This window comes from Streptomyces daqingensis (assembly GCF_014645895.1).
Lineage (GTDB): Bacteria > Actinomycetota > Actinomycetes > Streptomycetales > Streptomycetaceae > Streptomyces > Streptomyces daqingensis.
Window position 1 is genome coordinate 160007 of record NZ_BMMP01000003.1, and the last position, 26110, is coordinate 186116.

Annotated in this window: 27 protein-coding genes; 11 read left to right on the forward strand and 16 right to left on the reverse strand. The window is 72.8% G+C overall.

Going from position 1 to position 26110, the window contains the following annotated elements; genetic code table 11:
- Position 1: 1 nt before the first annotated feature.
- The 8 genes from IEY56_RS05735 to IEY56_RS05770 form a co-directional block, all read right to left on the reverse strand.
- On the reverse strand, positions 2–865 hold the full coding sequence (locus tag IEY56_RS05735) for a hydrogenase maturation protease (protein ID WP_308424117.1): 864 nt from the start codon (positions 863–865) through the stop codon (positions 2–4).
- On the reverse strand, positions 862–1905 hold the full coding sequence (locus IEY56_RS05740) for a hypothetical protein (RefSeq protein WP_189035984.1): 1044 nt from the start codon (positions 1903–1905) through the stop codon (positions 862–864). The genes IEY56_RS05735 and IEY56_RS05740 overlap by 4 nt, the downstream gene beginning before the upstream one ends.
- A complete protein-coding gene (locus tag IEY56_RS05745) occupies positions 1893–2633 on the reverse strand; it encodes a DUF6084 family protein (protein ID WP_229711642.1) in 741 nt (246 codons plus the stop codon). The genes IEY56_RS05740 and IEY56_RS05745 overlap by 13 nt, the downstream gene beginning before the upstream one ends.
- Positions 2630–2839, reverse strand: coding sequence for a hypothetical protein (locus IEY56_RS05750; protein WP_189035985.1), 210 nt, complete (start codon positions 2837–2839; stop codon positions 2630–2632). Before IEY56_RS05750 ends, IEY56_RS05745 begins: the two co-directional genes overlap by 4 nt.
- Before the next feature lie 23 nt (positions 2840–2862).
- A complete protein-coding gene (locus tag IEY56_RS05755) occupies positions 2863–3534 on the reverse strand; it encodes a DUF5947 family protein (RefSeq protein WP_229711643.1) in 672 nt (223 codons plus the stop codon).
- A 5-nt stretch (positions 3535–3539) separates the two neighbouring features.
- Complete coding sequence (locus IEY56_RS05760) at positions 3540–4058, reverse strand: NifU-related iron-sulfur-binding protein (protein ID WP_189035986.1); 519 nt, start codon at positions 4056–4058, stop codon at positions 3540–3542.
- 9 nt (positions 4059–4067) lie between these two features.
- The gene (locus IEY56_RS05765) at positions 4068–5807 is read right to left on the reverse strand and encodes a nickel-dependent hydrogenase large subunit (RefSeq protein ID WP_373292043.1); all 1740 of its coding nucleotides are present in this window, start codon (positions 5805–5807) and stop codon (positions 4068–4070) included.
- Between the two features lie 88 nt (positions 5808–5895).
- A complete protein-coding gene (locus IEY56_RS05770; protein ID WP_045866515.1) occupies positions 5896–6945 on the reverse strand; it encodes an NADH-quinone oxidoreductase subunit B family protein in 1050 nt (349 codons plus the stop codon).
- Positions 6946–7154: 209 nt separating this feature from the next.
- Here IEY56_RS05770 and IEY56_RS05775 point away from each other — a divergent pair, with 209 nt between their 5' ends.
- The 6 genes from IEY56_RS05775 to hypE are packed head-to-tail and all read left to right on the forward strand — an operon-like array spanning position 7155 to position 13447.
- The gene (locus IEY56_RS05775) at positions 7155–7556 is read left to right on the forward strand and encodes a hydrogenase maturation nickel metallochaperone HypA/HybF (RefSeq protein WP_189035988.1); all 402 of its coding nucleotides are present in this window, start codon (positions 7155–7157) and stop codon (positions 7554–7556) included.
- A gap of 5 nt (positions 7557–7561) precedes the next feature.
- Complete coding sequence (hypB, locus tag IEY56_RS05780) at positions 7562–8395, forward strand: hydrogenase nickel incorporation protein HypB (protein ID WP_189035989.1); 834 nt, start codon at positions 7562–7564, stop codon at positions 8393–8395.
- Positions 8392–10866 (forward strand): carbamoyltransferase HypF, encoded by a 2475-nt coding sequence (gene hypF / locus IEY56_RS05785; RefSeq protein ID WP_189035990.1) that lies wholly within the window; start codon positions 8392–8394, stop codon positions 10864–10866. Before hypB ends, hypF begins: the two co-directional genes overlap by 4 nt.
- Positions 10867–10891: 25 nt before the next feature.
- Positions 10892–11170: a HypC/HybG/HupF family hydrogenase formation chaperone gene (locus IEY56_RS05790; protein ID WP_045866513.1), complete on the forward strand. Its 279-nt coding sequence runs from the start codon at positions 10892–10894 to the stop codon at positions 11168–11170.
- Complete coding sequence (gene hypD / locus IEY56_RS05795) at positions 11167–12366, forward strand: hydrogenase formation protein HypD (protein WP_189035991.1); 1200 nt, start codon at positions 11167–11169, stop codon at positions 12364–12366. Before IEY56_RS05790 ends, hypD begins: the two co-directional genes overlap by 4 nt.
- Positions 12367–12388: 22 nt before the next feature.
- Complete coding sequence (gene hypE, locus IEY56_RS05800; protein WP_189036234.1) at positions 12389–13447, forward strand: hydrogenase expression/formation protein HypE; 1059 nt, start codon at positions 12389–12391, stop codon at positions 13445–13447.
- Between the two features lie 73 nt (positions 13448–13520).
- Here the strand turns inward: hypE and IEY56_RS05805 are convergent, their stop codons facing one another.
- From IEY56_RS05805 to IEY56_RS05815, 3 genes are read right to left on the reverse strand one after another with little or no spacing between them, the layout of a single operon-like run.
- Positions 13521–14267, reverse strand: coding sequence for a polysaccharide deacetylase family protein (locus IEY56_RS05805; protein WP_229711683.1), 747 nt, complete (start codon positions 14265–14267; stop codon positions 13521–13523).
- A 53-nt stretch (positions 14268–14320) separates the two neighbouring features.
- A complete protein-coding gene (locus IEY56_RS05810) occupies positions 14321–15190 on the reverse strand; it encodes a DMT family transporter (RefSeq protein ID WP_189036235.1) in 870 nt (289 codons plus the stop codon).
- 19 nt (positions 15191–15209) lie between these two features.
- Positions 15210–15995: an SDR family NAD(P)-dependent oxidoreductase gene (locus tag IEY56_RS05815; protein ID WP_189035993.1), complete on the reverse strand. Its 786-nt coding sequence runs from the start codon at positions 15993–15995 to the stop codon at positions 15210–15212.
- Between the two features lie 199 nt (positions 15996–16194).
- Between IEY56_RS05815 and IEY56_RS05820 the strand changes: the two genes are divergently transcribed.
- Positions 16195–17364, forward strand: coding sequence for an MGDG synthase family glycosyltransferase (locus IEY56_RS05820; protein ID WP_189035994.1), 1170 nt, complete (start codon positions 16195–16197; stop codon positions 17362–17364).
- 112 nt (positions 17365–17476) lie between these two features.
- A complete protein-coding gene (locus IEY56_RS05825; protein WP_189035995.1) occupies positions 17477–17887 on the forward strand; it encodes an SRPBCC family protein in 411 nt (136 codons plus the stop codon).
- A 79-nt stretch (positions 17888–17966) separates the two neighbouring features.
- Here IEY56_RS05825 and IEY56_RS05830 read toward each other — a convergent pair whose 3' ends face one another.
- The 5 genes from IEY56_RS05830 to IEY56_RS05850 form a co-directional block, all read right to left on the reverse strand.
- Positions 17967–18278: a hypothetical protein gene (locus IEY56_RS05830; protein WP_229711644.1), complete on the reverse strand. Its 312-nt coding sequence runs from the start codon at positions 18276–18278 to the stop codon at positions 17967–17969.
- 144 nt (positions 18279–18422) lie between these two features.
- Complete coding sequence (locus IEY56_RS05835) at positions 18423–19205, reverse strand: YqjF family protein (protein WP_189035996.1); 783 nt, start codon at positions 19203–19205, stop codon at positions 18423–18425.
- Between the two features lie 260 nt (positions 19206–19465).
- Positions 19466–20566 (reverse strand): peptidoglycan recognition protein family protein, encoded by a 1101-nt coding sequence (locus tag IEY56_RS05840; RefSeq protein ID WP_189035997.1) that lies wholly within the window; start codon positions 20564–20566, stop codon positions 19466–19468.
- A gap of 616 nt (positions 20567–21182) precedes the next feature.
- On the reverse strand, positions 21183–22145 hold the full coding sequence (locus IEY56_RS05845) for an SDR family NAD(P)-dependent oxidoreductase (protein ID WP_189035998.1): 963 nt from the start codon (positions 22143–22145) through the stop codon (positions 21183–21185).
- Between the two features lie 158 nt (positions 22146–22303).
- A complete protein-coding gene (locus tag IEY56_RS05850) occupies positions 22304–22570 on the reverse strand; it encodes a DUF397 domain-containing protein (protein ID WP_189035999.1) in 267 nt (88 codons plus the stop codon).
- Positions 22571–22966: 396 nt separating this feature from the next.
- Here IEY56_RS05850 and IEY56_RS05855 point away from each other — a divergent pair, with 396 nt between their 5' ends.
- From IEY56_RS05855 to ddaH, 3 genes are all read left to right on the forward strand, one after another.
- Complete coding sequence (locus IEY56_RS05855; RefSeq protein WP_189036000.1) at positions 22967–23782, forward strand: SAM-dependent methyltransferase; 816 nt, start codon at positions 22967–22969, stop codon at positions 23780–23782.
- Between the two features lie 232 nt (positions 23783–24014).
- Entirely contained in the window at positions 24015–25223 is a 1209-nt protein-coding gene (locus tag IEY56_RS05860; RefSeq protein ID WP_189036001.1) for an FAD-dependent monooxygenase, read from the forward strand.
- A gap of 47 nt (positions 25224–25270) precedes the next feature.
- Positions 25271–26053, forward strand: a complete 783-nt coding sequence (gene ddaH / locus IEY56_RS05865; RefSeq protein ID WP_189036002.1) for a dimethylargininase — start codon at positions 25271–25273, stop codon at positions 26051–26053.
- The last annotated feature ends 57 nt before the right edge of the window (positions 26054–26110 follow it).

Here is a 26110-nt window from a genome sequence, read left to right on the forward strand (position 1 = left end):
CTCAACTCCTCACTGTCCGCCTGCTCAGGTCACGGCCCGGACGGCCGTCCAGGCCGCCGCTCAGGTCGCCGCCCGGATCGCGCAGCAGCTCGCCGGTGAGCTCCTCCAGCAGCACGACGGCCTCGCCGACCGCCTCTTGCACCGGCTCGCTCAGCCCGACGAGGACGTCGGGCTCGTCGCCGCGCATCCGCACGGCGGGCTCACATCCGAGGACGACGACGCGCGGCAGCCTCTCTCCGCCGAGCTGCCTCGCCAGCGCCAGGACCTGCACGGGGTCCATGCCGTGTGCTTCCGGCAGGCCGCCGGCACCCGTTCCGTCCGCCGTCTCCGCCCGCGTGTCCGCCTCGGTACCGGCCTCGATGACGTACAGCGTCCCGGGCGTGCCGCCGCGGGGCGCCGCGTCGACGAGGACGGCCACGTCGTAGCCGTCCTGCAGCCGGTAGGCGAGGTCCATGCCGCGGATGCCGAAGTCGGCCACGTGCACCCCGGCCGGCACCTCCCGGCCGCGCATCGCCGCGACGACCTCGGGCCCGAACGCGTCGTCGGCGAGGAAGACGTTCCCGATCCCCGCGATGAGGATCCGCGGCCCCGCGCGGCCGCCGGCGAGCGGCTCGACCTCGTCCGGCGAGAAGAAGAAGCGGTGGCCGAGGCCGGTGCGGAAGTCGCGCCCGTCGTCGTCCTCCAGGGTGACCACGAGGTGGACCCGGCCCTCCATGTCCTCCTCCACCGCCTCGACCTCGGCGGTGCGGCCGCTCAGTTCGAGGTCGAAGATCTCCGACGTGTGACGCGGCCGCAGCCGCACCCGGCTGCCGCGTCCCACTTCCGCGCCCCCGGTCAGCACCGTGCGGCCGCGCACCTCGTTCATCGTTCCTCCAGGACGGGCCGGAATCCGCGGATGGTGCCGTGCAGCGCGGACAGCTCGCCCGGACCGAGCGCCGCGCAGCGGTCGAGGATCTCCCGGGCGCGGGGATCGGTGGCACGGGCCTCTTCCTGCTCCTCGGGCGTCAGGCTGAGGATTCCGAGGATCAGGAGCTGATCGATCTCCCCACCGTCGAACATGTCCCCCGGGCTCTCCGGGGCCACCGCCGGATAGTCGTACAGCGTGATCGGCGAGGAGAGCACGTCCCGGGCCCGGTGCGGGCTGACGGCCGCCGCGTCTGGGTCGTCGGAGACGAGCACCGGCCAGACGCCGGTGTTGCGGCACGCGGCGGCGGCCTCCCGCAGTTCGCCCGGAGGGTCGGTGAGGGAGACGAAGGCGCCGGTGTCGGTGTGCAGCACCGCGTGCGTGGAGGCGAACGCGTACGGGGCGGCCGCGTCTCTGGCCCGGCGCGCGCCGGGGACGGGCAGCGGGCAGGGAGTGGTGTTCTCGACCTCCACGGTCACCCGCTGCACCGTGTCCGTCACCGCCTCCGTCTCCAGCCGCACCGTGCCGGTGAGCCGTTTCCATCCCCGCACCAGCGTGCCCGCGACGCTGCCCGACTCCGCGCGCAGCGCCTCCCGGTCCGTGCCCGCCGCGATGTCCACGGTGGAGGAGCGCGGGCCGCGCCGGGGCGACCAAGGAGGGCAGACCCAGCGCCGTTCGGTCGCCTCCTGCCAGGTCAGGTGCCGCTCTCCCGCGACGCGCAGCTCGTCGACGGGGACGGGCCCGGAGGGTCCGTGCCGGAACACCTGGCGGTCGACGACCTGCAGGAACCGCAGGTGCACGGTCAGCTTCGCGGCGGGTCCCGCCTCCAGCAGGACCTGGGTGCGCATCCGCGAGGGCTCGCCGAGGCCGTCGGCGCAGCTTCGGGGGTAGACCCCGCCGAACGTCCACCGCTGCGCGTTCTTCAGCGCGGTCCGCCGGTACGGCCAGAGCAGGTAGCCCTCGTAGAGGCAGGTGCGGGCGATCTTCTCTACGGCGTCCACGTGGCTCCCCGTACCGCTCGCTGTCCGGCCCCGCCGGGCGTCTCCGCACGGTCGAGCAGGTCTCTGACCGTCTCCTCCCAGCCCGGGAGCGCGTGCCGGTCGCGGTGTGCGACGAGCGCGTCATGGGCGTCGGAGGAGAGCGGCACCCAGCTGGTGCCCTGCCCGTAGCGGCCCAGGGTCTCGTGCCACATGCCGGCGGGCAGCCGGTGGGAGGCCTCCTTGGACCAGGCGATCTGGGCGGTGCGCAGCCTGCCCCCTGGGCCTTCGTAGAAGACCGTCCCGTTGAACAGGAAGTCCAGCGGCACCTCGCCGTCGCGTACGCAGTGGAAGTAGGAGGTCACCGCCAGCTCCGCGTCCCGGGTGCAGGGGACCGGCAGATCGGTCTCTGTCCGTGTGTCGAACGGCGGCACCACGGTCGTGACCCTGGCCCACGTCAGCGGCTGCATGCTGGTCGCCCACTGCTCGGGCTGCCCGAAGAGCCGCGCCATCGTCAGCAGGTCCGCGTGCTCGTAGCGGCGCCGCGCCACCGCGATGCGCACCGTCGTCGTGAGGCTGAGGGAGCGAACCGGCCCGCCGCCGCTGCGGGAGACGGCGATCCGGAAGGCCAGCGCCGGTACGGCCTGGCCGGGCATGGGACGAACGGACGTCACGGCGAAGTCCAGCTCGGGGCCCTCGTCGTCCGTCCGGCCCGCGCCGCTGTGGACGGGCCCGGCAGCGGTGGCGCTCACGCCGGGGAGAGGTTGGGCATGCCGGGCATGATCGGGTCCATGTGCTTCGCGCGGATGCCCGTGGACCGGCGTGCCGTGGAGGTGTCGTCGGGGAGGTGCCCGGGCTGGTGCTTGTAGCCGCCCTCGTGGTTGCCCTGCCGTACGCCCGGTGTGTGCGCGCTCTTGTCGAGCCGTACGTCCGGTTTGCCGATCTTGATGTCGCCCATGCCAACTCCTCGGTTGTGCGTTTTCAGTCCTTCTCGGGCAGCCCGGCGAAGAAGGCTCCGATGTGCTCCCACACCTCGGAGCCGCCGGACAGTCCCCGCCAGTGGGAGCGGACCAGCGCGACGAGCCGGTAGCAGTCGTCCAGCGGCACGATCCAGTGCTCCTGGACGGTGCCGGAGCGGTGCACCAGCAGCGCCTCCACGTCGTCCGTCAGATCCACCAGGCCCGGGTACCCCCGCACGACCTCCTCCCAGACCTGCGGGTCCACCGCGGCCCGCGTCGCGCCGAGCGGACTCGGATACCCGACGCTCACCTCGCCGGACGCGCCGTCGCGTACGAAGAACGCGAGCCCGACGGGCACGCCCAGGGCCGCCCACAGCGCGTCGTCGAAGCGCAGGCCGCTCAGTGCGGTCCGCCGCCCGGGCAGGAGCCGGTAGTGCCTCCCGCCGGCGGCGCTCTGGTCGAACAGCAGCGCACAGGCCCGGCACGCGCACAGCACGGCGTCCTGCGTCACGTCCAGCATGTGGCGGTGGCCCTCGGGCAGCGGCTCGGAGCACAGGTCGCACCGCTCGGGCACCGCGCGCGAACCGGCTCGCGGTCTGCGCAGCAGCTCCCGCAGGCCGCGCGGGCTCGCGGCATCCCCAGCGACGGGCGCGGTCTCCCGCCCCGCCTCGTCCGCCCGGCTGACCTGGTCCACCCGGCTCACCGGTTCCCGGCCGGCTGCACCGGCCCGCGGAAGAGGGAGTCCACCGGGATCAGGGTCTCGGCGTCCCCGCCGGCCTTCTCCGTCTCCACCCGCTCGAACTCGGGCGCCGCCCAGGCCACCGCCTCCCGCACGGCATCCGCGAGCTGCTCACCGGAGGGGGCGCCGCAGCCCTGGGGGCGCAGGGCGACGCGGACCGCCGGCTCCTCCACCGCCAGTACGGTCACCCCCGGCATGCCGTCGAGGGCGCGGCGTACGCGCTCCCCGGCAGGTTCGGGGTGCAGGTCGTGCACGAGGAGCAGATGGCTCACCAGCTCGTCCGCCGCGACGGCATCGGTGGTCTTCTCGTCCGCGCAGCGCATCACCCTGGCCAGGCACTCGCCGTACAGCTCCGCCAGTGCGTGCAGCGCGTCGAGTGCCTGCTCGCGGGCGCCGGCGTCGGCGATCCCGCCGAGGGCGGACAGCAACTTCTCGGTACGGGCGACGTGTTCGCGTGCTTCGCGCTCTTCCCAGACCATCGCGGCGCCCTACGCCAGCGCGCCGAAAGTGGGGGAGTGGTGCTCGCGCACCGTCCTGCCGCCGCCGAGGTACATGTGCACGCCGCACGGCAGGCAAGGGTCGAAGCTGCGCACCGTGCGCATGATGTCGATGCCCTTGAAGTTCTCGGGGCTGTTCTCCTCGAAGATCGGCATGCCCTGCACGGCGTCCTCGTACGGTCCGGGCGTGCCGTAGTGGTCGCGCGGGCTGGCGTTCCACGGGGTCGGCGGGTACGGGTGGTAGTTGGCGATCTTGCGGTCGCGGATGACGAGATGGTGGGAGAGCACGCCGCGCACAGCCTCGTGGAAGCCGACGCCGATGGCCTCCTCGGGCACCTTGAAGTCCTCGAAGACCTTGGTGTGCCCCGACCGCACCTCCGCCAGCGCCCGCTCCACGAAGTACATGGCCATGCCGGCCGCGTAGGCGACGAAGTACATGCGGGCCCGGTTGCGCTCCAGGGTGTTGGGGAACGGCGGCGGCGTCCACTCCAGGTGCGTCTCGGGCGTCGACGGGGTCTTCGGCAGGTCGATCTGCACGCTGCGTCCGGTCGACCGCACGTACGGGGTGCTGACCTTGCCGGCCAGTGCCGTCGCCCACAGCCGTGCGATGGGGCCGCCGCCCGTGTCGAGGGCCAGGTGGTCGCCCGTGCGCTTGTCGTACCAGCGGGGGCTGACGACCCAGCTGTAGTTGCCGCCGTCCAGGTCGCGCTTCTGGGGGGCGGGCAGCGTGGTCTGGTTCCACGGGTGGCGCTTGTCGACGGGGTTGCCCAGCGGGTCCTTCTCGACGTACGTCTCCTCGCCCGTCCAGTCCTCGTAGTAGCTGCTGCCCAGCAGGATGCGCATGCCGAGGTTGATGTCGACGAGGTCGGTGGTGACCAGCTCGTTGTCGACGACGATGCCGGGGGTCACGAACATGGAGTTCCCCCACGTGTTCATCGTCCGGTAGTCGTAGTCGACGACGTCGGGGTCCTGGAAGCAGCCCCAGCACCCGAGCATGGTGCGGCGGCGGCCCACCTCCTCGTAGCCGGGCAGCGCCTCGTAGAAGAAGTCGAAGACGTCGTCGTTCATGGCGACCGCGCGCTTGACGAAGTCCATGCAGCGCATCAGGCGTACGAGGTAATCGGTGAAGAGCTGCGGAGTGGCGACCGTCCCCACGCCGCCCGGGTAGAGCGTCGACGGATGGACGTGGCGGCCCTCCATCAGGCAGCACATCTCGCGGGTCAGCCGGCTCATCACCAGCGCCTGCTTGTACGTCTCGCCCTCGAACGGGTTGAAGGACCGCATGATGTCGGCGATCGTGCGGTGCCCGTGCTGCTCGCCGCGGGGTGCCGGAGTGCGCTCCGCTCGCTCCAGCACCTCGGGGTTGGTCTCCCTGACCATGCGTTCGCAGTAGTCGACGAAGACCATGTTGTCCTGGAAGATCGTGTGGTCGAACATGAACTCGGCCGCCTCGCCGAGGTTGATGATCCAGTCGGCCAGCGGCGGCGGCTTCACCCCGTACGCCATGTTCTGGGCGTACACGGAGCAGGTGGCGTGGTTGTCGCCGCAGATCCCGCAGATCCGGCTGGTGATGAAGTGCGAGTCCCGAGGGTCCTTGCCCTTCATGAAGACGCTGTATCCGCGGAAGATCGACGACGTGCTGCGGCACTCCACGACTTCACGGCCGGGAAAGTTGATCTTCGTGTAGATACCGAGGTTGCCGATGATCCGCGTGATCGGGTCGAAGGCCACTTCGGTCAGCTCGCGCTGGTCCGGGCCGGACGCCTTGGCAGTGTCCTGAGCGGTCGCCACTGGTCGTTCCTCTCGCAGTTCGCTTGTGTCAGTTGCGGCCGGTCCAGCGGCGCTGGTAGCCGGAGGTGAGGGCGGGTTCGTTGTGCCGCCACTTCGGTTCCCGGTTGGCGGACCGGTTGGTGATGGAGCGCATGCTGCGGATGAACGGCCCGTAGAGGCTCATCAGGGACGACGAGAGCGTGCCGCCGGGCGGCTCGTCCATGAACGGCATGAACTTGTCGGGGAAGCCGGGCATCGTGCAGCCGATGCAGATGCCGCCCACGTTGGGGCATCCCCCGATGCCGTCCATCCAGCCGCGCTTGGTGACGTTGCAGTTGACGACCGGGCCCCAGCAGCCGACCTTCACGAGGCACTTGGGGGAGTTGTAGTCCTTGGCGAAGTCGCCCTGCTCGTAGTACGAGCCGCGGTCGCACCCCTCGTGCACCGTCTTGCCGAACAGCCATGTCGGCCGGAGCTGTTCGTCGAGCGGGATGGTCGGAGCGAGCCCGGCGGCCTGGTGGAGCACCCAGAGCAGCGTCTCGGTGAAGTTGTCGGGCTGGACGGGGCAGCCCGGCACGTTGACGATCGGCATGCCCCCGGCCGAGCGGTAGTCCCAGCCGAGGTAGTCCGCGAGGCCCATGCACCCGGTCGGGTTGCCGGCCATGGCGTGGATGCCGCCGTAGGTGGCGCAGGTGCCGATGGCGACGACCGCCCAGGCGTGCGGGGCGAGGCGGTCGATCCAGGTGTTGAGGGTGATCGGTTCGCCGGTGTCCGGGTCGTTGCCCATGGACGTCCAGTAGCCGTCGCCGTTGATGTTCTCGTTGGGGATGGACCCCTCGACGACCAGGATGAAGGGGCCGAGCTCACCCCGGGCCCCCTTGCGGAAGGCCTCGACGAAGTCCTCGCCGGTCTCGTACGCGAGGACCTTGTTGTGCAGATGCACCTTGGGAAGGCCCGGCACGGACCCCAGCAGTACGTCCTCGAGGCTCGGCAGGGACGCGGCCGTCACAGAGACCGTGTCGCCGTCGCAGCTCATGCCTTCCGAGGTCCACAGGATATGGATCTCGTCGAATCCCTTTGCTGACGCCTCGTCGTCCATGCGAACGGTCCCTTCCACGGCCGGTCGCCGACCGGCGGAGACAGCTGTCAGAGCATTGCCGATAAATCTGACATATCGGATCACAAGCCACAACGGCACCGCGCCGGGGGCGGTGAGCCGAACGGATCACCTTGCCCCGGGGGGCGGCGTGTCAGGGAAGCGCCCGCAGGGGCCCGCTCTGTAATGAACCGCGAGCGGAGGGACCCCGGATGCATGAGATGTCCATCGCCGTGGCGATGGTGGAGCAGGTCACGGAAGCAACCGGCGACGTCGGCTCCGGCACCGTCTCCGCCGTGCGGTTGCAGCTGGGCGAGCTGTCCGGCGTGGTACCCGATTCGCTGCACTTCTGCTTCTCGCTCGCCTGCACGGGGACCGCCCTGGAGGGCTCCGAACTGCTCGTCGACCACGTACCCGGCCGCGCCCGGTGCCTGCCCTGCGGCGCGCAGTGGGCGACGGGGATGCCGCCGCAGCTGTGCTGTCCGCGGTGCGAGGGCGGCCGGGCCGAGCTGGTCTCGGGGCGCGAGCTGCAGATCGTCGGCGTCCGGTGGTCCGGGGACGAGCCCCGCGCCGACGCCCGTCCCGAATCCGTACCGGCAAACGAGGAGAGCTGAAGAACATGTGCCGTGTCGTCGATCTGCAGCAGGCGGTGCTCGCCAAGAACGACGAGCGCGCCCGGGCGCTACGTGAAGAGCTGACCGCACGGGGGACCGTGGTGGTCAACCTTCTCTCCAGCCCCGGCAGCGGCAAGACGGCACTGCTGGAAGCGGAGTTGACGCTGGCGGCGGCCCGCGGAGTGCCCGTCGCCGCGCTGACGGCCGACCTCGCCACGGAGCACGACGCGCAGCGCCTGTCCCGGGCGGGCGTACCCGTCAAGCAGGTCCTCACCGACGGGCTGTGCCATCTCGAGGCGGACATGCTCCGCGGGCACCTGGAGGGCTGGCTGCCGGACGGCGTGCGGCTGCTGTTCGTGGAGAACGTGGGGAACCTCGTCTGCCCGGCCACGTACGACCTCGGGGAGTCGCTGAGGGTGGTGCTCGCCTCCGTCACCGAGGGGGAGGACAAGCCGCTGAAGTACCCGACGGCGTTCGGGCTTGCGCAGCTGGTGATCGTGACGAAGGACGACATCGCCGACGCCGTCGGCTTCGACGAGGAGGAGTTCCGCGCCAACGTGCGGCAGGTCAACCCCGGCGTCGAGGTGGTCTGCACCTCGGCACGCCGCGACCGGGGGGTGGGTCTGCTGCTGGAGCGGGCCGAGGCCGTGGCGGCGGGGGCGGAGACGCACCGGCCGGTGATGGCACGCACCGGCGGTCCCGGTGCGGACGCTCATGTGCACGGGCACACGCACGCACACGCTCCTTCGGTGACGCTGCCCTACGGGGCCGCGGGTGCGTCCGGCAGCGCACCGGTGCAGGCTCACCTGTCCGACGTGCCTGTCCGCAGCCACCCGTGAGCGGGCAGCAGAGCACGGCCGTCGCCACCGCAGAGGCTCAGCGCCGCAGGGTCACCGTGCGCGGAGTCGTACAGGGCGTGGGCTTCCGGCCGTTCGTCTACGCGCTCGCCGGCGAGCTCGGCCTCTCCGGGCACGTGACCAACACGGGAGACGGCGTCGTCGCCGAGGTCGAGGGAGACCCGGGGGCGCTCACCGCCTTCTGCGGACGGATCAGCTCCGACGCCCCGTCCCTGGCCGTGGTGCAGTCCGTGACCCACGAGCCGCTGCCCGCCGCCGGTACCAGCGGCTTCACCATCGCCCCGTCCCGTACCGGCAACGCCACGGCCCGTACGCTCGTCGCCCCCGACACGGCGACCTGTGCGGACTGCCTCGCCGAGCTGCGCGATCCCGCGGACAGGCGCTACCGGCACCCCTTCATCACGTGCACGCACTGCGGTCCGCGCTTCACCATCGTGACGGGGCTCCCGTACGACCGCGGGCACACCACGATGGCCCGCTTCCCGATGTGCCCCGCCTGCGAGAAGGAGTACGGCGACCCGGGCGACCGGCGCTTCCACGCGCAGCCCGTCTCCTGCCACGACTGCGGTCCCCGGCTGCGGCTGCACGCACCCGGCGGCGCGGCCGCGGACCCTCCGCCACGGAACGCCGAACCGGTCGCCGCGGCACGGCAGTTGCTCGCCGCCGGTGCCGTCGTCGCGGTGAAGGGGCTGGGCGGATACCACCTGGCGTGCGACGCGTCGAACAGCTCGGCCGTACGGCTGCTGCGGCAGCGCAAGGCGCGCGGCGACAAGCCGTTCGCGCTGATGTGCCGGGACATCGAGGACGCGGGGCGCCTCGTCCATCTCGACGCCGTGGCACGGGATCTGCTGACCGGCGGCCGGCGTCCCATCGTGCTGCTGCGCAGGCGCACGGGCGTCGAGCTGCGGAATCCCGAGCTGACGGTCGCTGCCGAAGTGGCCCCGCACAGCGCTGACTTGGGGGTGATGCTGCCGTACACCCCCCTGCACCACCTGCTGTTCGGGCTGCCGGGGGATTCGCCCGGGCCACGGCTGCTGGTGATGACGAGCGGCAATCTGGGCGGCGAGCCCATCGTCACCGACGACGACGAGGCCCTCACGAGGCTCGCTCCGCTCGCCGACGCCTGGCTCCTGCACGACCGCCCGATCCATGTGCCGTGCGACGACTCGGTCGTGCGGGTGGCGAACGGCGAACAGCTGCCCGTACGGCGGTCCCGCGGCTACGCGCCCTTCCCCGTGAACCTGCCCCGTCCCGTCACCGCCGCGCTGGCAGTCGGCGGCGACCTGAAGAACACGTTCTGCGTCGGCGAGGGCCACCATGCCTGGCTGTCCGCGCACGTCGGCGACATGGACGACCTGGCCACGCTCACCGCGTTCGGAAGGGCCGAACGCCAGATGGAGCAGATCACCGGAGTGCGCCCCCGGGTCCTCGCCGCGGACAGGCATCCCGGATACCGCTCCGTGGGGTGGGCGCTGCGGAACGCCGGCGACAGGCCGCTGCGGCGCGTCCAGCACCACCACGCCCACATCGCCTCCGTGATGGCCGAACACGGCCTGGACGGCGGACGGCAGGTGATCGGCGTCGCCTTCGACGGGACGGGTTACGGCGACGACGGCGCCGTGTGGGGCGGCGAGTTCCTCCTCGCCGACTACGACGGCTACCGGCGCTTCGCGCACCTCAGCCCGGTCCAGCTCCCCGGGGGTGACGCCGCCGTACGGCGCCCCTACCGGATGGCACTCGCCCACCTGCGAGCGGCGGGCATCGAATGGTCGCCCGCGCTGCCGTGCACCGTGGCCTGCCCCGAGCCTGAACGCAGGGCGCTGGCCGTCCAGTTGGAGCGGAGCCTCGGGTGCGTGCCGACCACCAGCATGGGGCGGCTCTTCGACGCCGTCGCCTCGCTGTCCGGGGTGTGCCACCACGCGGGGTACGAGGCCCAGGCGGCCATGGAGCTGGAAGCGGCGGCGGCCGGCTGCCACGACGAACAGGACGCCCACGGTTACGAGTTCGCTATGTGCCCCACCGCACGCGGCTCCCTGGCCGGCGACCCGTCGCCGATGCTCGCGAGGATCAGCGCCGACGTCCGGGACGGCGTGCCCGCCGAGTTGATCGCCGCACGCTTCCACCGCGCGGTGGCGGACCTCGTGCGGCGGGTCTGCGGCGCCGCCCGCGAACGGCACGGTCTCGGGACGGTCGCGCTCAGCGGCGGCGTCTTCGCCAACTCCCTGCTCTCCGGCGCCTGCGCCCGCGCCCTCGGCGACGACGGGTTCACCGTGCTGCGGCACCGGCTCGTCCCGCCCAACGACGGCGGCCTCGCCCTGGGCCAGTTGATGATCGCGGCCCGGCGGGACCGCACGGACGGTACGGATCCGGCCGTTCCCGGCCTGCTCTCCGGACGGCCGCGGGAGCGCGGGGAGAGCGAGCCGGAGTCCGGCCGTACCACGGCCATCCCCTGAGACGACGCAGAGCGAGGAGCAGACCATGTGCCTGGCGGTACCCGGCAAGGTGCTGGACATCGAGGAGCGGGACGGAACCCGCATGGCCACCGTCGACTTCGGCGGAGTGGCCAAGGAAGTGTGCTGCGAATACCTGCCCGACCTGCGGGTCGGTGAATACACCATCGTCCACGTCGGTTTCGCGCTGCAGCGGCTGGACGAGGACTCGGCGCGGCAGACGCTCGCGCTGTTCGAAGAACTCGGGTTGCTGGAAGAGGAGTTCGGCGACCCGTGGGAGCTGGCTGCACGGGAGGCTACGAAGTGAAGTACATCGACGAGTTCCAGGACCCGGAACTCGCCCGCAGGCTGCTGGACGACATCCATGCGATCGTCACGAGGCCCTGGGCGCTGATGGAGGTGTGCGGCGGGCAGACGCACTCCATCATCCGGCACGGCATCGACCAACTGCTCCCCGACGGGATCGAGTTGATCCACGGCCCGGGATGCCCCGTGTGCGTCACGCCGCTGGAGGTCATCGACAAGGCGCTGGAGATCGCGTCCCGCAAGGACGTGATCTTCTGCAGCTACGGCGACATGCTGCGGGTGCCCGGGACCGGCCGGGACCTCTTCCAGGTGCGGAGCGAGGGCGGCGATGTGCGTGTCGTCTACTCGCCGCTGGACGCCCTGCGCATCGCCCAGCAGCACCCGGAGCGCCAAGTGGTCTTCTTCGGCATCGGGTTCGAGACGACGGCGCCGCCCAACGCCATGACCGTGCACCAGGCGAAGAAGCTGGGGATCGGGAACTTCAGCCTGCTCGTCAGCCACGTGCGGGTGCCTCCGGCCATCGAGGCGATCATGCAGTCCGAGTCGTGCCGGGTGCAGGGCTTCCTCGCCGCCGGTCACGTGTGCAGCGTGATGGGGACCGGCGAATACCCGCCGCTGGCCGAGAGGTTCAGGGTGCCGATCGTGGTGACGGGGTTCGAGCCGCTGGACGTCCTGGAGGGCGTGCGTCGCGCGGTCCGGCAGCTCGAGCGCGGCGAGCACACCGTCGACAACGCCTACGCGCGCGTCGTGCCCCCGGAGGGCAACCCCGCGGCGAAGGCCATGCTCGCCGACATCTTCGAGGTGACCGACAGGGCGTGGCGGGGGATCGGGGTCATCCCCGGCAGCGGCTGGCGACTCGCCGAGCGCTACCGGGAGTTCGACGCCGAGCACCGCTTCTCCGTCACGGGCATCGACACGCGAGAGCCCGTCGAGTGCCGCAGCGGCGAGGTCCTCCAGGGCCTGATCAAGCCCCACGAGTGCGAGGCGTTCGGGACGACGTGCACTCCCCGTACGCCGCTCGGCGCGACGATGGTCTCCAGCGAGGGCGCCTGCGCCGCGTACTACCTCTACCGCAGGCTCGGCACCACCAGCGGGGCCGTCATCCCAAGCGGCACCGCGACCATGGCCGCCCGCACGTCCGGGAGTGCGGGCAGCACGTCCGAGCCGGCACCGCTGGAGGGGAGCCCCGTTGTCTGAGATCACCGACATCGCCGGGCCGATGCCCGCGGCGCCCGACTTCGCCGGCGTGACCTGCCCCGCTCCGCTGCGGGACCAGCCGCGCGTCGTCATGGGCCACGGAGGCGGCGGAGCGCTCTCCTCCGAACTCGTCCAGCACATCTTCGCCCCCGCCTTCGGGGGAGATCTGCTCGCAGGGCTCGGCGACTCGGCGGCGTTCACGCTGGGAGGGGCGCGGCTCGCCTTCTCCACGGACTCGTTCGTCGTGCGGCCGCTGTTCTTCCCCGGCGGCAGCATCGGCGACCTCGCCGTGAACGGGACGGTCAACGACCTCGCCATGAGCGGCGCCCGCGCCGCGTACCTCTCCTGCGGCTTCATCCTGGAGGAGGGTGTCGAGGTGCCGCTGGTCTCCCGTGTCGCCGAGGCCCTGGGCGCCGCGGCGCGCAGCGCGGGCGTGGAGATCGCCACCGGCGACACCAAGGTGGTGGAGGCGGGCCGCGGCGACGGCGTCTACCTCAACACCGCCGGGATCGGGCTGGTTCCGGACGGGGTCGACATCCGCCCCCAGCGCGCGGAACCCGGCGACGTGATCATCGTCAGCGGCGCGATCGGCGTGCACGGGGTCGCGGTGATGAGCGTGCGGGACGGTCTCGAATTCGGCGTCGAGGTCGAGAGCGACTGCGCCGCGCTGGGCGGACTCGTCGAGACGATGCTGGCCGTCACACCGGACCTCCACGTGCTGCGCGATCCGACGAGGGGCGGTCTCGCGGCCGCGCTGAACGAGATCGCGGTGGCCGCGACGGTGGGAGTCGTCATCCAGGAGCACGCGGTGCCGGTACCGGCCCCCGTCGCCAACGCGTGCGCGATGCTCGGCCTGGACCCCATGTACGTGGCGAACGAGGGCAAGCTCGTCGCCTTCGTCCCCCGGGCGGACGCCGACGCGGTGCTGCAGGCCATGCGGGAGCATCCGCTGGGGAGGGAGTCAGCGGTGATCGGCGAGTGCGTCGAGACGCATCCCGGCATGGTCGTCGCCCGTACGGGCCTGGGCGGTACGCGGGTGGTCGACCTTCCCGTGGGCGAGCAGCTGCCGCGCATCTGCTGAACCGCCGCTGCCGCTGGACCGGTGCGGGAGGGCGGGCGGCGGGTCTCGCGGGGCCCGGGGCGGGGCGCGGCGCTCAGGACGTGCTCGCCGCTCCGCTCCGGCCGCCCCGTACTCCGTGTTCCGCGAGGGTGCCGACGCGCAGCCCGTCGGCACGGCAGCGCATCACCAGGCGCGGCAGGGCGTCCAGCGCCGAGTGCCAGGCGCCCGGGACGCTGGACCGGTCGGTGTCGTGGAGCAGGACGGTGGCCCCGCCGCACAGCCGCCGGTCCAGCTCGCGCAGCACGCTCTCGGCGTCCGCCTGCGAGGTCCAGTCGCGGCCCCAGGCCGTCCACAGCACGGGCTGGAGCCCCAGCGACCGGGCCGCCCTGAGGCGGGTCGCGGTGAGCACGCCGTACGGCGGCCGGTACCAGCGGGGACGCCGCCCCGACGTCCGCTCCACGGCGTCGACCGTCCGTGCGAGGTCCCGCCGGTCCGCGAGGGGCCGGGGGCGCCAGAACTTCTCGTGCAGCCATCCGTGCACGGCCAGTTCGTGACCTCCCTCGACGATGCGCCGGCCGAGTTCCGGGTGGCGTTCGAGCTGGCTGCCGAGGACGAAGAAGGTGGCCCGCGCGCCGAGCCGGTCCAGTTCCCGCAGGAAGTGGGGGGTGGTGCGCGGGTCGGGCCCGTCGTCGAAGGTGAGGGCGACGTGGCCGGGGTCGCCGCGGCCGTCCAGCGCGGGGCTGATGACGCGGCGCAGGCCGGGCAGCCAGGTCGCGGCGGGGCCGATATGCCAGGCGGCGGTGGCCAGCGCGGCCGCGGCGGCTCCGGCGCCGCCCAGCACGGCCGCCCGGCCCCGGCCCGCCTGGTTCCCCCTCCGGCGGTTCGCGGACGGCGTCACCACACCCCCTCCTGTCCCTTTCCGGAGACCTCGGGGGTACGGGCCAGCTGCACGCTTCCCGCACCGACCAGGGCGATGGCGGCGAGCTCCGGCAGGATGAACCATCCGAGGGTCAGCTTCTCGTCGAAGAGCACCGCGCCCAGCACGACGCTCGTCAGCGAGTCCCCCAGGGTGAGCGCGGGCTGGGAGGCCACCAGGGTTCCGGCGCGCAGCGTCACCTGCAGCAGCAGGAAGCTGGCCAGGCCGAGGACGGCGACGCCGTACGTCTGCCACGCCGTCAGCAGCGCGACGATCCCGTCGGAAAGGCGGGCGATGGCGTCCTTCATCAGGGCGGCCGTGCCGGAGAACCCGATGGCCGTGGCCGCTCCCAGCACGGTGGCGCGCGGCGCCGACGGCAGACGGGCGGCGACCACCAGCAGGATGATCACGACGGTGAGCAGCCCCGCTCCGGCCGCCAGCCATCGGCCCACCGGAACACGGGTCGTACCGGCCGTCGGATGGACGAGCACCAGGAACGCCGCCAGCCCGAGGACCATGGAGAGGAACGCCCACCACGCCCGGGTGTCCGGCCGCCGGTGGAAGAAGACGCTGCCCACCACCAGGGTGAAGAGCAGCTCCGTGGCCATGACGGGCTGGACGACGGCCAGGGGCCCCGTAGCCAGCGCACCGGCCTGGCAGATGCCCGAGAGCCCCAGCATCGCGGATCCCCACATCCACACCGGGCGGTGCAGGAGGTGGGTGAGCCACGAGAACCGCCTGCCGGTGGACACGGCCTTTTCCGTCGCGGCGGCACGCCGCTGCAGCACCGACGCAGCGGCGTTGGCCAGCGCTGCCATCAGCGCCAGCACGACAGAGACGATCAGCAGCAACACGTCGTATTGACTCCTAGCCGAAGCGCTGGGCGAGGCTGCGGAAGAGCCCCGGGGCCACCCCGTGCAGGCGGGCGGGCATGCTCAGCCAGCCCGGCACGTACGAATCGGAGCGCCCCGTGACCAGCGCCCTGCGCACCACGGCCGCGACCTGCCCGGCGGGCACGGGCCGGGGCCGGGTGCGCCCGTACGGGACGCCGCGGCGGCTGAAGAAGGGGGTGTCCACGGCGCCCGGCATCACGACGGACACCCGCACGCCGGACGCGGCCAGCTCGTAGCGGAGGCTGTCCGCGAAGGCGATCAGCCCGCCCTTCGTGGCCGCGTACACCGCCTCGTCGCGCACGCCGACGGAGCCGGCCACGGAGCCGAGCAGCACCACGCTGCCCCTGCGGCGGGCGATCATGCCGGGCAGGACGAGCCGCACAAGATGGATCACCGCGGTGAGGTTGACCTCCAGCAGTCGGTCGATCGACTCGGCGGGCATCTTCGTGAACGGGCCCGCCCAGCCGATGCCCGCCCCGGCGACGAGCGCGTCGACGCGCCCGCCGTGCGCCAGCGCCTCACGGGCCAGCCGGGCGCGGGACTGGGGGTCGGTGATGTCGGCGGGCAGTGCGGTGCCGCGGGTTCGGACCGCGACGTCCGAGAGCCGCTCCTCGTCCCGCCCGTTCAGCAGCAGGCGCCAGCTGCCCTCCGAGGCGAGCTGTTCGGCGACGGCCGTGCCGATGCCCGAGGAGGCACCGGTGATCAGCGCGACCGGTCTCTGCGCTCCGTTCCGCACTTGCCGCCCAGAACTGTCGTACATGACACCCTCCGGGTGATCAGGAGCAGGACCTTCAGCATGCTGGCTATCGTCCGGCGCCGCCTCTGCGCGGGCCGCCCCGCAGGCGGCTGCGATCACTCGAACGGGCCCGGTTCGCCGGTGCCGTACCGCGGCACACAGCCACTCGGAACGGGCGTACGGGCCGCGGTCCGGCGCTGAACCATCCGACTTCTGGAGCCTTATGCGCCAACGGTTCCTGCTGCTCAGCGCCAGCATGGGCGCCGGCCACGACGCGGTCGCGGGAGAGCTCGCCGGCCGGCTGCGGGCGCGCGGCCACCAGGTGCGGACCGAGGATGTGCTCGCGCTGCTCCCCTCGGGGGTGGGCGCGGCCCTGCGGGCCGCCTACCGGGGCACGGTGCGGCGGGTACCGGCGCTGTACGGGGCCGTCTACCGGGGCTTCCTCGATCCGGAGCCGGAGCGCAAGGCAGACGGCCCGGCAGCGGCACGGCCGGGGAGCGCTCCGCTGGCGGTGCTCGCGGAACGGCCGCTGATGAGGATCGTCGCCAACTGGCAGCCGCACGCGGTCGTTTCGACCTTCCACCTCTCCGCGCAGGTGACGGGGCGACTGCGGGAGCGGGGAGCGCTGCGCGTGCCGAGCGTGGTGAGCGTCATCGACTTCGGGGTGCACCGCGGCTGGCTCCACCCGGGCAACGACGCGCACCTGTGCGTGACAGAGGCGGCGGCCCGCACGGTCGGCGCGATCACCGGCAGGGCGGCCGAGGCCACGGGGCCGGTGGTCCCGGCCGCGTTCCTGCGCGCGAACGAGGGGGCAACGCCGGGGGAGGGGCGGCCCGCCGCCGGGGGCCAGGCGTGGCGTGACGAGCTCGGAGCGGCGGCGCGGGGACGCGACGTCGTGCTCGTCTCGGCGGGAGCCTGGGGTGTGGGGGATGAACTGCTCGGCACGGTAGGGAAGTTGGCAGGAAGTGCCGACGGGCCCGCCGTCCTCCCCGTCCTGCTGTGCGGCCGTGACGAGCGCTTGCGCCGGCGGGCGGAACGGCTGCCCGGAGTGCTGGCGCTGGGCTGGGTCTCCGACATGGCCGGGCTGATGCAGGCGGCCGGCGCCCTCGTCGACAACGCCGCCGGCCAGACAGCGGTCCAGGCGCTGGCGGCGGGCCTGCCCGTGATCGGCCACCGGCCGCTGCCCGGGCACGGGATCCAGGGCGTACGGGCGATGGCCGACGCGGGCGTCTCCGAACTCACCCTCGACGACGGGCAGTTGTCGGACGCGCTCGGGAGGGTGCTGCGCCCGGGACCCGTACGGGACAAGCGCGTCTCGTGCGGGAAGGCGATCTTCCGCGCGGACGCGGCGCAGCGTATCGCCGAGATCGCCCAGGCGGGGGTGCGGACTTGAGACGGTCCGGTGCGGAGACGGCCCGGCGCCGGGCGGGCAGGCGGGCGACGCCCTCCCGGGGCATCGCGCCTTCCGCCCGTTTCGCCGCGCGGCGCCGGGGCACGCGGGCCCGATGAGCGAACACGAACGTGCCCGCACGGTCGCCGCCCCGCCGGAGGAGGTCTTCGACCAGGCCTGCGACGTCGGCCAGATCGACACGTGGCTGCCGAGGGAGCTGCACGTCCATCCCGAGGAGATGCCGGCCGTCACCGTCCACGACGACGACACCGGACGGGACGAAGCCGCGCTGCTGCGCGCCCGGCGCGACCAGCTGCGCCTGGAGTGGGGCACCAGAGAGGACGGGCGCTACGCGGGATGGCTGCAGGTGGAGGGCATCGGCGGCGGCGCCAGCTCCGTCACCGTCCATCTCTCGTTCTTCGACGAAGGGGACGCCCCGCCGGACGACCGCATCACCGCGGCGCTGGACGAGAGTCTCGACAGGCTCGCGGAGCAGGTCAGGATCCGAGCGGACAAGGCCGGCTGAGGGTGCGGCTGACGGGGCGGCGACGAGGGGCCCGGCTGAAGGGGCCGGCTGACGGGGGTGCGGATGAGGCGTACGGGCGTCAGGCGCTTCTGGCCTCGCCCTCGCCCTCCTCCTCGTTCTCACCCTCCAAGTCGTGCTCTTCCGCGATCAGGGCGACCCAGCCGTAGGGGAGTTCCTCGCCGTCGACGGTCACGGCCTCGACGGTCCGGGTACGCGGGTCGATGTCGGCTTCGACGCCCTCTCCCGCATAGCGCGGATAGCCGGTCTCGCCCAGGGCTCCCGTCGCCCGCACGCTCATGACCCGCAGGACGGGGCCGTGCACCGGGTGCCCCTCGGCGTCGGCGGTCTGCGGCTTGAGGACGATGTCGTAGTGCGGTTCACCGGCTCGCATGCCTCGACGATAAGGCCGCTCCGTGCGGCCCGCCTCCGGGAGCACGAGCCCTCGCCGCGGACCGCCGGCGGTCCTCCGGCCCGCGGCCGCGGTGTCTTCGCGGCGGAGGTCAGGGAGCCGCCGGGGAGCCGGCACACCCGAGGGTCAGGGAGTCGGCACGCCCGCCGGTCGCGAGGGGCGGGAGAAGCGCACCGGGACGCCGGGCGAGTACAGCACGCTCACCGGCTCCCCGGACGGCGACGGCAGCCCGGCCGCCGTCAGCAAGTCCTCGTCGCACTCGGTCAGTTCGGCCCTGTGCAGCGGCCAGCGGGGATGGTCGTTGGGCAGGTACACCGGCCGTCCGAAGAACGTGTTGTGCATGCCCCAGCGGGCCGTGAGGAAGTGCTCCAGCTCGGTGGGCCGCGAGATGCGCTCGCCTATCCGCACGGACATCCGGCACCGCGCACCCCGGGGCCCGGGCCACCGCCGGCTGCTGGCGTAGGAGACGTGGCCGTCACAGTGCCGCACCGACATCCGCGACCAGCGGTAGGGCATGCGGAAGAGGGTGAGCGCCACCGTCACCGGGATCAGGCGCGAGGCGTCGAGTGAGCGGAAGACGACGCCGCGGCGCCCGTGCCCGTCGACGGAGTACAGCCGCACGTTCGTCTCGGGGAAGCTGCCCAGGTAGGGGATGCCCGGCAGCCGGAACCACCCCACCCGGTGCATGCGGAAGGCGACGAGGCCGACGTACGTCCTGCCGTCCAGGACGTCGGGGAACGTGCCCCCGGGCAGCAGCGGCGCCACGTCCGCGGGATCGGCCGCCCAGTGCACGAAGGCCAGGTCGAGCCACGACTGGGTCAGCAGCGGCCGGGCCGTGCGGTGCGGAGGATCGGCCGTTATGGGCCGTGGCTCCGGCGCGGAGTGCGGGTCGTGGGGCGTGAGCGGCACCCGGCCAGCATCGCAGACGGCTCTGGGGCTTCCCCTCGGTCCGTCGCCCGTGTACCGGTCCGGCACCCCGGGATCCGCCGGGTGCGGCGGACGCGGTGCGGCCCGCGGCGGTCGACAGGCGGACCACCGCGTCCGCAGCCGCCCCTGGCAGGCTCCCGGGCCCGCCCGGAGCGGGCGTCCGCGTCCGCGTGCACCCCGCTTCCGGCTGACCGCGGCCCGGCCCAGGGCCCGGCCGCGGTCACCGGATCACGGCTGCCGCATCAGTTCAGCAGCCGCTTCCAGGCGGTCTCCGTGAGCTCGCCGACGTCGGGCGCCTTGCCGCGCTTGCTGCGCAGCAGCGTTCCGACGGCCTCCTCGATCTCGCCGCCCTCGGGCCTGCGGCGGTCGCCCGGGGTGAGCAGCGGCCAGATGTCGGAGCCGAGGAAGCCCGTCTCGTCGACCTTGCTGTGGTGCATCGCCGAGCAGGTGTGCCGGTCGATGTTGTGCGTGTCCGCCAGCTCCGCCACGGCGCGCTTCGTGGCCGTCCCGAAGATCCCGTCGACAGGAACCGAGTGGCCCTTGGCGCGCAGCAGGTGCTGGGCTGCGCGTACCTGCGGGCCCACCGAACCGGGCTTCAGCAAGGGCCAGTTGAGGAGCCGGTCGACGGGGGAGGAGACGCCGAGGGCGTTGCCGACGGCGTCCCGCAGCTCCTGCAGGCGCCCGTAGAGGACCTCGCCGGGGCATTCGGTGGAGTTGAAGTCGCGGTGCCCCTTGATGTTGGCGAGATCCGTCCCGTACTGCGCGGCGATCCAGGCGACGAGCTGCACGAGGGAGTCCCACAGGGCCTGCGGCACGTCCACATCGGTGTAGAGGCCCTCGTTCTCGATCCCGATGACCTCGCTGTTGTGGCTGCCGACGTTGGCGCCCTGCACGTGCTGGGTGCCCCCGCGGACCACTTCGAGGCTCCGGTGGCGGCCCTCGAGGCGGAAGCCGCCGCGGCTGTTGGTGAACTGCTGGCCGCTGTCGGCCCAGCCGTTGCCGTCCATGTGGAAGTTCTGGATGTCCCGGCAGATCTTCTTCGCGTGCTCCAGCGAGTAGTCCTCGCTGTTGCCGGGCTCGGCGGTGTGGTGGACGACGATGAACGTCGGACGGTGGTCCTCGACGACGATCGCGCTGGACGGCGCACGCGCCCCCCACTCCTCCGTGCTGTAGATGCGGGGCTCGGCCACCTCGGCGCGTGCCGCACTCCGCGAGCCGCGGGCCGCGGCCGGCCCGGCGGCGTGTGCGGTGCCGGCGGCGCTGAGGCCGATGGCGCCCGCGGCGGTCGCGGCCGCGCCACCGCGCAGCAGCGAGCGGCGGTCGAAACCTGGCTGTGAAGCCATCTCGATCTCCTTCGGGAGTGGCAACGGCGGCTCGCTCGCTCGGAGTTCCGTCACCGACGGGTGGGGGGACCCGTGCGGGGACGGGCAGTCGCGCCCGTCCCCGCACGGGCTGAAATCGGGTTCCGCGCCCGGCCAGTAAAAGCAGTCCGCCATGAACGCGACAACCCCAAGGAGGGGATGCGTCGCGACTTTCTCGGATTCTGAAAGCGGGAACAGGCCACGAATCACCTGTAGCAGAGCGAACCGGGCTCCGCCTCCCGTGGTGCGCCCATTGGAGACGGCAACGGCCTGGCACGGCACAGCAGTTCACCGCTGCCGGATGCTCCGAGCTATTGCTCCGTCAGGTGACAGGGCGCCAGACGCCGATGCCGGCAGTCGCCTGTCCCGCTCCGCGGACGTCGGCCCCGTCGACCGTCCTCTTCCTCTGCGGCGGTCCGGGCCCGTCTCCCCGCAGTCGCGCCCGCCCCGGCATTCCCGGCCGGCGCGCCGGGCGTGCGGCGGGCCGAGGCCGCCGGAACCCCGTTGCGCCTGAACTCACCGAGCAGGTGAGGGAGTTGAGGTGGGCAGCCGCTCGCGCGGCGGTGCGGGTAATGACACGTACCGCCCGCCCCTCCGCTCAGCCGCCGAACGCGTCGAGCCCGGTCAGCTCCGCGGAGAGCTCCCACAGCCGGGCGGCCTTTTCCGGGTCGACGGCGTAGCCCTGCACGCCACCGGGGGCCGAGGGGTCTTCGGAGGCGAGTCCGGCGATGTCGCAGTCCTCGCAGTAGACGCCTCCTTCGCCGTCCAGCAGGGGAGACGTCGCGGCCCACACCTGGGTCGCCGCGCCCTGCTCCGGCGTCTTGAAGGACGGGTTCACCGGAGTCCCCGACTCGTCGATCCACCCCGCGGCGACCATCTCCTCGACGGGCAGATGGCGCTGCAGGGGCGTGAGGATGCCGCCGGGATGGAGAGAGAAGGCCCGTACGCCCAGGTCACGGCCGATCGCGTCGAGCCGGACGGCGAACAGCGCGTTGGCGGTCTTGGCCTGCCCGTACGCCTTCCACTTGTCGTAGCCCTTCTCGAAGTGGACGTCGTCCCAGCGGACGGGCGAGTGCCGGTGCCCCGCCGAGGAGACCGAGACGACCCGGGCGCCGCCCGGTTCGAGGGCCGGACGCAGCCTGTTGACGAGCGCGTAGTGCCCCAGGTGGTTGACCGCGAACTGGGCCTCCCAGCCGGGGCCCACCCGGGTCTCGGGGCAGGCCATCACAGCCGCGCTGTCGATCATGATGTCGATGGTGCGGCCGGTCTCCAGGAAGCGGTCCGCGAAGGCACGCACGGAGCCGAGGTCGGCGAGGTCGAGCGTGTCGACCTCCACCCCGTCGATGCCCCCGACGGACTTCGCCGCCGCCTCGGGCCGTCTCGCCGGCACGACGACGCGGGCCCCCGCCCCGGCCAGCGCACGTGTCGTCTCCAGGCCCAGCCCCGAGTAGCCGCCGGTGACGACGGCCAGCGATCCGGTCAGGTCGAGGCCCCGCAGGACGTCCGCGGCGGTGCTGCGGGCTCCGAAGCCCGAGCCGATGCTCTGCTGAGGTGTGGTCATGGACGGAACGCTACGAATTGGAGTGCGCTCCAGGGCAAGGCCTGTCGTCCGGCACCCCGCGGGTCCCAGGAGATCCGGGAGGCAGGCCCTGGCGGCAGGGGAGGGCGCGCCGTCCGCGGGGTTCCGGGGCGGGACGGCGCGCTCACCCTCAGGCCGTCTCAGCTGGTGAGGAAGTCGGCCGCGCCCGCCTTCGCCCCCTGGATGAACGCGTTGATCTCTTCCGGGGTGTAGAGCAGGGCGGGCCCCTCCGGGTCCGTGGACTGGCGCAGGGCGACGTGCCCGTCGGGAAGCTTCTTCGCCTCCAGGCAGGCGCCCCCGTTCTGTCCGCTCCAGGGCTTGTGCCAGCCCTCGGTGCCCAGCTCCCGGGCGGGCATGCCGTTGTACACACGGCCGGTTGTGGTGTCGGTGACAGCCTCGGGGTTCATCGTCGGACTCCTTACGGAGGTGAATCGTTACGGCCGGGGGTTCGGCACGCACAACAGCAGGCCGCTCTCGTTCAGCCGGCAGTGCTCAACACAGCTGATTTCTTTGCGACTTACCGTTGAAATTATCAGAACGATGCTTGCGGCCTGAAGGCCACAGGGACATAGTGGCTCCGTGATGCTCTTCACCGGCGTGCGGAAACGAGCACGGGAGCCTTCCGCCGTCGAGCCGGGGAGGGGGGCGTGCGAGGTCGCACTGCAGGGGAGTGCGACCTCGCGCACGCCTCCCGGCTCACTCCTGACCCCGGGACCCCGCCCTGCGGCAGTTCACCGGACCCGGGAGCACACGCCTCAGCGCCGTCCCGCCCCGATCCCCCTCGCACACGGACGGACCCCGCGTTGACAGGCCAGAACGAAGCAGCCTCCGAAGCCGCATCCATCGACCCGACCGTGCCCCACTCCGCCCGGATCTTCGACTTCTGGCTCGGCGGCAAGGACCATTTCGAAGCCGATCGCAGCGCCGGGGAGCAGGTGCTCGCCGACTTCCCCGCCATGACGGAAGTCGCCCGCGCCTCGCGGGGGTTCGTCGGCCGCGCGGTGCGCCACCTGGTCGTGGAGGAAGGCCTGCGGCAGTTCCTCGACGTGGGGACGGGGCTGCCCACCGCCGGCAACACCCACGAGGTCGCGCAGCGGCTCGCGCCCGAGGCGCGCATCGTCTACGTCGACCACGATCCCCTCGTCCTGGCCCACGCGGGCCGGCTGCTGACGTGCTCCGAGGAGGGCGCCGCCGCCTACCTCCACGCCGACGCACACGACCCGGACCGCATCCTGGCCGAGGCGTCCGCGACGCTGGACCTGGACGAACCCGTCGGCGTGCTGCTGATGGGGATCCTCGCCCACGTCGAGCGCTACACCGAGGCCCGCGCGATCGTGCACAGGCTGATGCAGGACCTCCCCGTGGGCAGCTGCCTCGCGATCCGGGACGGCACGGACACGGACGAGGCGTACAGCGCCGCGATGCGCCGCTACAGCGAGTCCGGGGCGCTGCCCTACCGCTTGCGCTCCCCGGAGGAGATCACCCGCTTCTTCGCCGGGCTCGAACTGGTCGAGCCCGGCGTCGTCCCCGTCCCGCAGTGGCGCCCTTCGCCGGGAGAGCCCCCGGCGGGCGGCGCGGACCTTCCCGTGCTGGGCGGCGTGGCACGCAAGTTGTGGTGACCCCCGGCGCGGGGAGCCGCACCACGCAGCGTGACGGGAGCGTACGCACAGCAGTGACGGCGGGCCCCCGGACTGCCGCGGCGGGCAGCGGGTACGGTTCACCAGAACGACTTCGGGCCCGCACCCGGCAAGGGCCGCCGCCGAACCGGCAGAGCGGTCAACTCGCCGCCGTGCAGGGCGCGTTGACGGTGCACGACCCGGGGATACCGACCAGCGAACGAGGGCTCGGAAGATGCGGATCCTGATCATCGGTGGCGGTATCGCCGGAAGCGCAGCCGCGCTTGCCCTGGACAAGGCCGGCATCGCGGTCTCCGTCCACGAGGCCCATCCGGAAGAGGGCGCGGACATCGGCGCCTTCCTCACTCTCGCGAGCAACGGCATGCTGGCGCTCGCCCAGTTCGACGCCGCGGAGGCCGTCTCCCGGGTCGGCTTCGACCTGACGACGATGCGCATCACCGGCGACACGGGCACGGTCGTCTCCACGGTCCCGCTGGGGGAGGCGGAGGACCCGCTGCGGCGCTACCGCTGCCTGCGCCGGGCCGAACTCGCCGCGGCCCTGCGGGCGGAGGCCGTGCGCAGGGGGATCGCCGTCGAGCACGGCAAGCGGTTCGTCAGCGCGGAGGAGGACGAGGAGGGCGTCACCGCCGTCTTCGCCGACGGCAGCACAGCCCGCGGGGACCTGCTCCTGGGAGCCGACGGCATCCGCTCCGCCGTACGCTCCCTCACCGACCCGGACGCCCCGGCGCCCCGCTACGCGGGCCAGCGCGTGTTCTACGGCTACACCACCGACGCGGCACCGCCCAGCGAGCCCGGACGCATCGACATGCTCCGCGGCAGCACCGCCGCCATGGGCTACGCCGTCTCGCCCCAGGGAGAGACCTACTGGTTCGCCCGCGTCTCCGGCGACGAGCTGAGCCGCGCCGAGATCGACGGAACCACCCCCGCGCAGTGGCGCGACCACCTCCTGCCGATGCTGCGCCCGGACGCGACGGCCGCGGCCGAGATCGTCGCGGCGACGGGGGAGCGCCTGATGGTGACCAACGCCAGCGACCTGTCGACGGTCACACGGTGGCGCACCTCCCGGATGCTGCTGATCGGGGACGCCGCGCACGCCGCCTCGCCCGCCACGGGCCAGGGCGCGTCCATGGCGCTGGAGGACGCGGTGGTCCTGGCGAAGTCGCTGAGGGACGCCCCCACCACGGAGGCCGCGCTGGACACGTACGAGCAGCTCCGCCGCCCGCGCGTCGAGCGCAACATCGTCAGCAGCGCCCGGCTCACGACGCGCAAGGCGCCGAACCGCCTCCGCAGGACCGTGCGCAACTACCGGGCGCGCTTCCAGAAGCCCGGCCCCGGCCCGTCCCCGTCCCAGGCCGACGACCTGCTGACGGCGCAGCTGGACTGGGAGAGCCCCCTGCCGGTACCCGCCCCGTCCGGGAACTGACCGCCGGCCCGCACCGCCGCACCGACGTCTCCCGGAGGAAGAGCGAGATGGCCACCCGGAAAGCCCTCGTACGCGCGCCAGGCCCGCGGCTCGCGGAGGGGCTCGTCACCCATGTGGAGCGGGTCCCGGTCGACGTGGAGCGCGCCGTGCGCCAGTGGGAGGAGTACGTGGCGGCGCTGCGGGACCACGGCTGGCACACCCTCCACGTGCCGTCCCGGGACGACTGCCCCGACAGCGTGTTCGTCGAGGACGCCGTGGTCGTGCTCCGCGACGTCGCGCTTCTGTGCCGCTCCGGCGCACCGGAGCGCAGGGCGGAGGCGGAGGCCGTGGAGGAGGCGGTCCGCGCGCAGGGGTACACCGTCCGGCGGATGCACGCCCCCGCCACGCTCGACGGCGGCGACGTGCTGAAGACCGGCGGCACCGTGTACGTCGGGACGGGCGGGCGCACCAACGAGGAAGGCGTACGGCAACTGCGCGCCGCCTTCGAACCGCTGGGCGCGCGGGTCGTTCCCGTACCGCTCACCGAGGTGCTGCACCTGAAGTCCGCGGTGACGGCGCTGCCGGACGGCACCGTCGTCGGACATCCGGCGCTGACCGGACTCCGCGAGGTCTTCCCCCGCTTCGAAGCCGTACCGGAGGAGACCGGGGCGCACGTCGTGCTCCTCGGCGAGGACCGGCTGCTGATGGCCGCGAGCGCGCCGAGGACGACGGAGCTCTTCGCGGAGCGGGGTTACGAACCGGTCGTCGTGGACATCGGGGAGTTCGAGAAACTGGAGGGCTGCGTGACGTGCCTGTCGGTGCGCCTGAGGGACGCGCCCGCCGGTCCCTGACGGGCGGCGCCCCGGCGGGCCGCTGACCTGCGGCGGGACGGGGGCGACCGGCCGGAC

Bases quoted from the DNA above. Each gene is read 5' to 3' on its own strand.
- IEY56_RS05735 (WP_308424117.1), bottom strand. From the start codon at position 865: ATGAACGAGGTGCGCGGCCGCACGGTGCTGACCGGGGGCGCGGAAGTG.
- IEY56_RS05820 (WP_189035994.1), top strand. From the start codon at position 16,195: ATGCGCCAACGGTTCCTGCTGCTCAGCGCCAGCATGGGCGCCGGCCAC.
- IEY56_RS05840 (WP_189035997.1), bottom strand. From the start codon at position 20,566: ATGGCTTCACAGCCAGGTTTCGACCGCCGCTCGCTGCTGCGCGGTGGC.
- IEY56_RS05770 (WP_045866515.1), bottom strand. From the start codon at position 6,945: ATGGACGACGAGGCGTCAGCAAAGGGATTCGACGAGATCCATATCCTG.
- IEY56_RS05790 (WP_045866513.1), top strand. From the start codon at position 10,892: ATGTGCCTGGCGGTACCCGGCAAGGTGCTGGACATCGAGGAGCGGGAC.
- IEY56_RS05750 (WP_189035985.1), bottom strand. From the start codon at position 2,839: ATGGGCGACATCAAGATCGGCAAACCGGACGTACGGCTCGACAAGAGC.
- IEY56_RS05860 (WP_189036001.1), top strand. From the start codon at position 24,015: ATGCGGATCCTGATCATCGGTGGCGGTATCGCCGGAAGCGCAGCCGCG.
- IEY56_RS05830 (WP_229711644.1), bottom strand. From the start codon at position 18,278: ATGCGAGCCGGTGAACCGCACTACGACATCGTCCTCAAGCCGCAGACC.
- IEY56_RS05760 (WP_189035986.1), bottom strand. From the start codon at position 4,058: ATGGTCTGGGAAGAGCGCGAAGCACGCGAACACGTCGCCCGTACCGAG.
- IEY56_RS05845 (WP_189035998.1), bottom strand. From the start codon at position 22,145: ATGACCACACCTCAGCAGAGCATCGGCTCGGGCTTCGGAGCCCGCAGC.
- ddaH (WP_189036002.1), top strand. From the start codon at position 25,271: ATGGCCACCCGGAAAGCCCTCGTACGCGCGCCAGGCCCGCGGCTCGCG.
- IEY56_RS05850 (WP_189035999.1), bottom strand. From the start codon at position 22,570: ATGAACCCCGAGGCTGTCACCGACACCACAACCGGCCGTGTGTACAAC.
- IEY56_RS05825 (WP_189035995.1), top strand. From the start codon at position 17,477: ATGAGCGAACACGAACGTGCCCGCACGGTCGCCGCCCCGCCGGAGGAG.
- hypE (WP_189036234.1), top strand. From the start codon at position 12,389: ATGCCCGCGGCGCCCGACTTCGCCGGCGTGACCTGCCCCGCTCCGCTG.
- IEY56_RS05775 (WP_189035988.1), top strand. From the start codon at position 7,155: ATGCATGAGATGTCCATCGCCGTGGCGATGGTGGAGCAGGTCACGGAA.
- IEY56_RS05815 (WP_189035993.1), bottom strand. From the start codon at position 15,995: ATGTACGACAGTTCTGGGCGGCAAGTGCGGAACGGAGCGCAGAGACCG.
- hypB (WP_189035989.1), top strand. From the start codon at position 7,562: ATGTGCCGTGTCGTCGATCTGCAGCAGGCGGTGCTCGCCAAGAACGAC.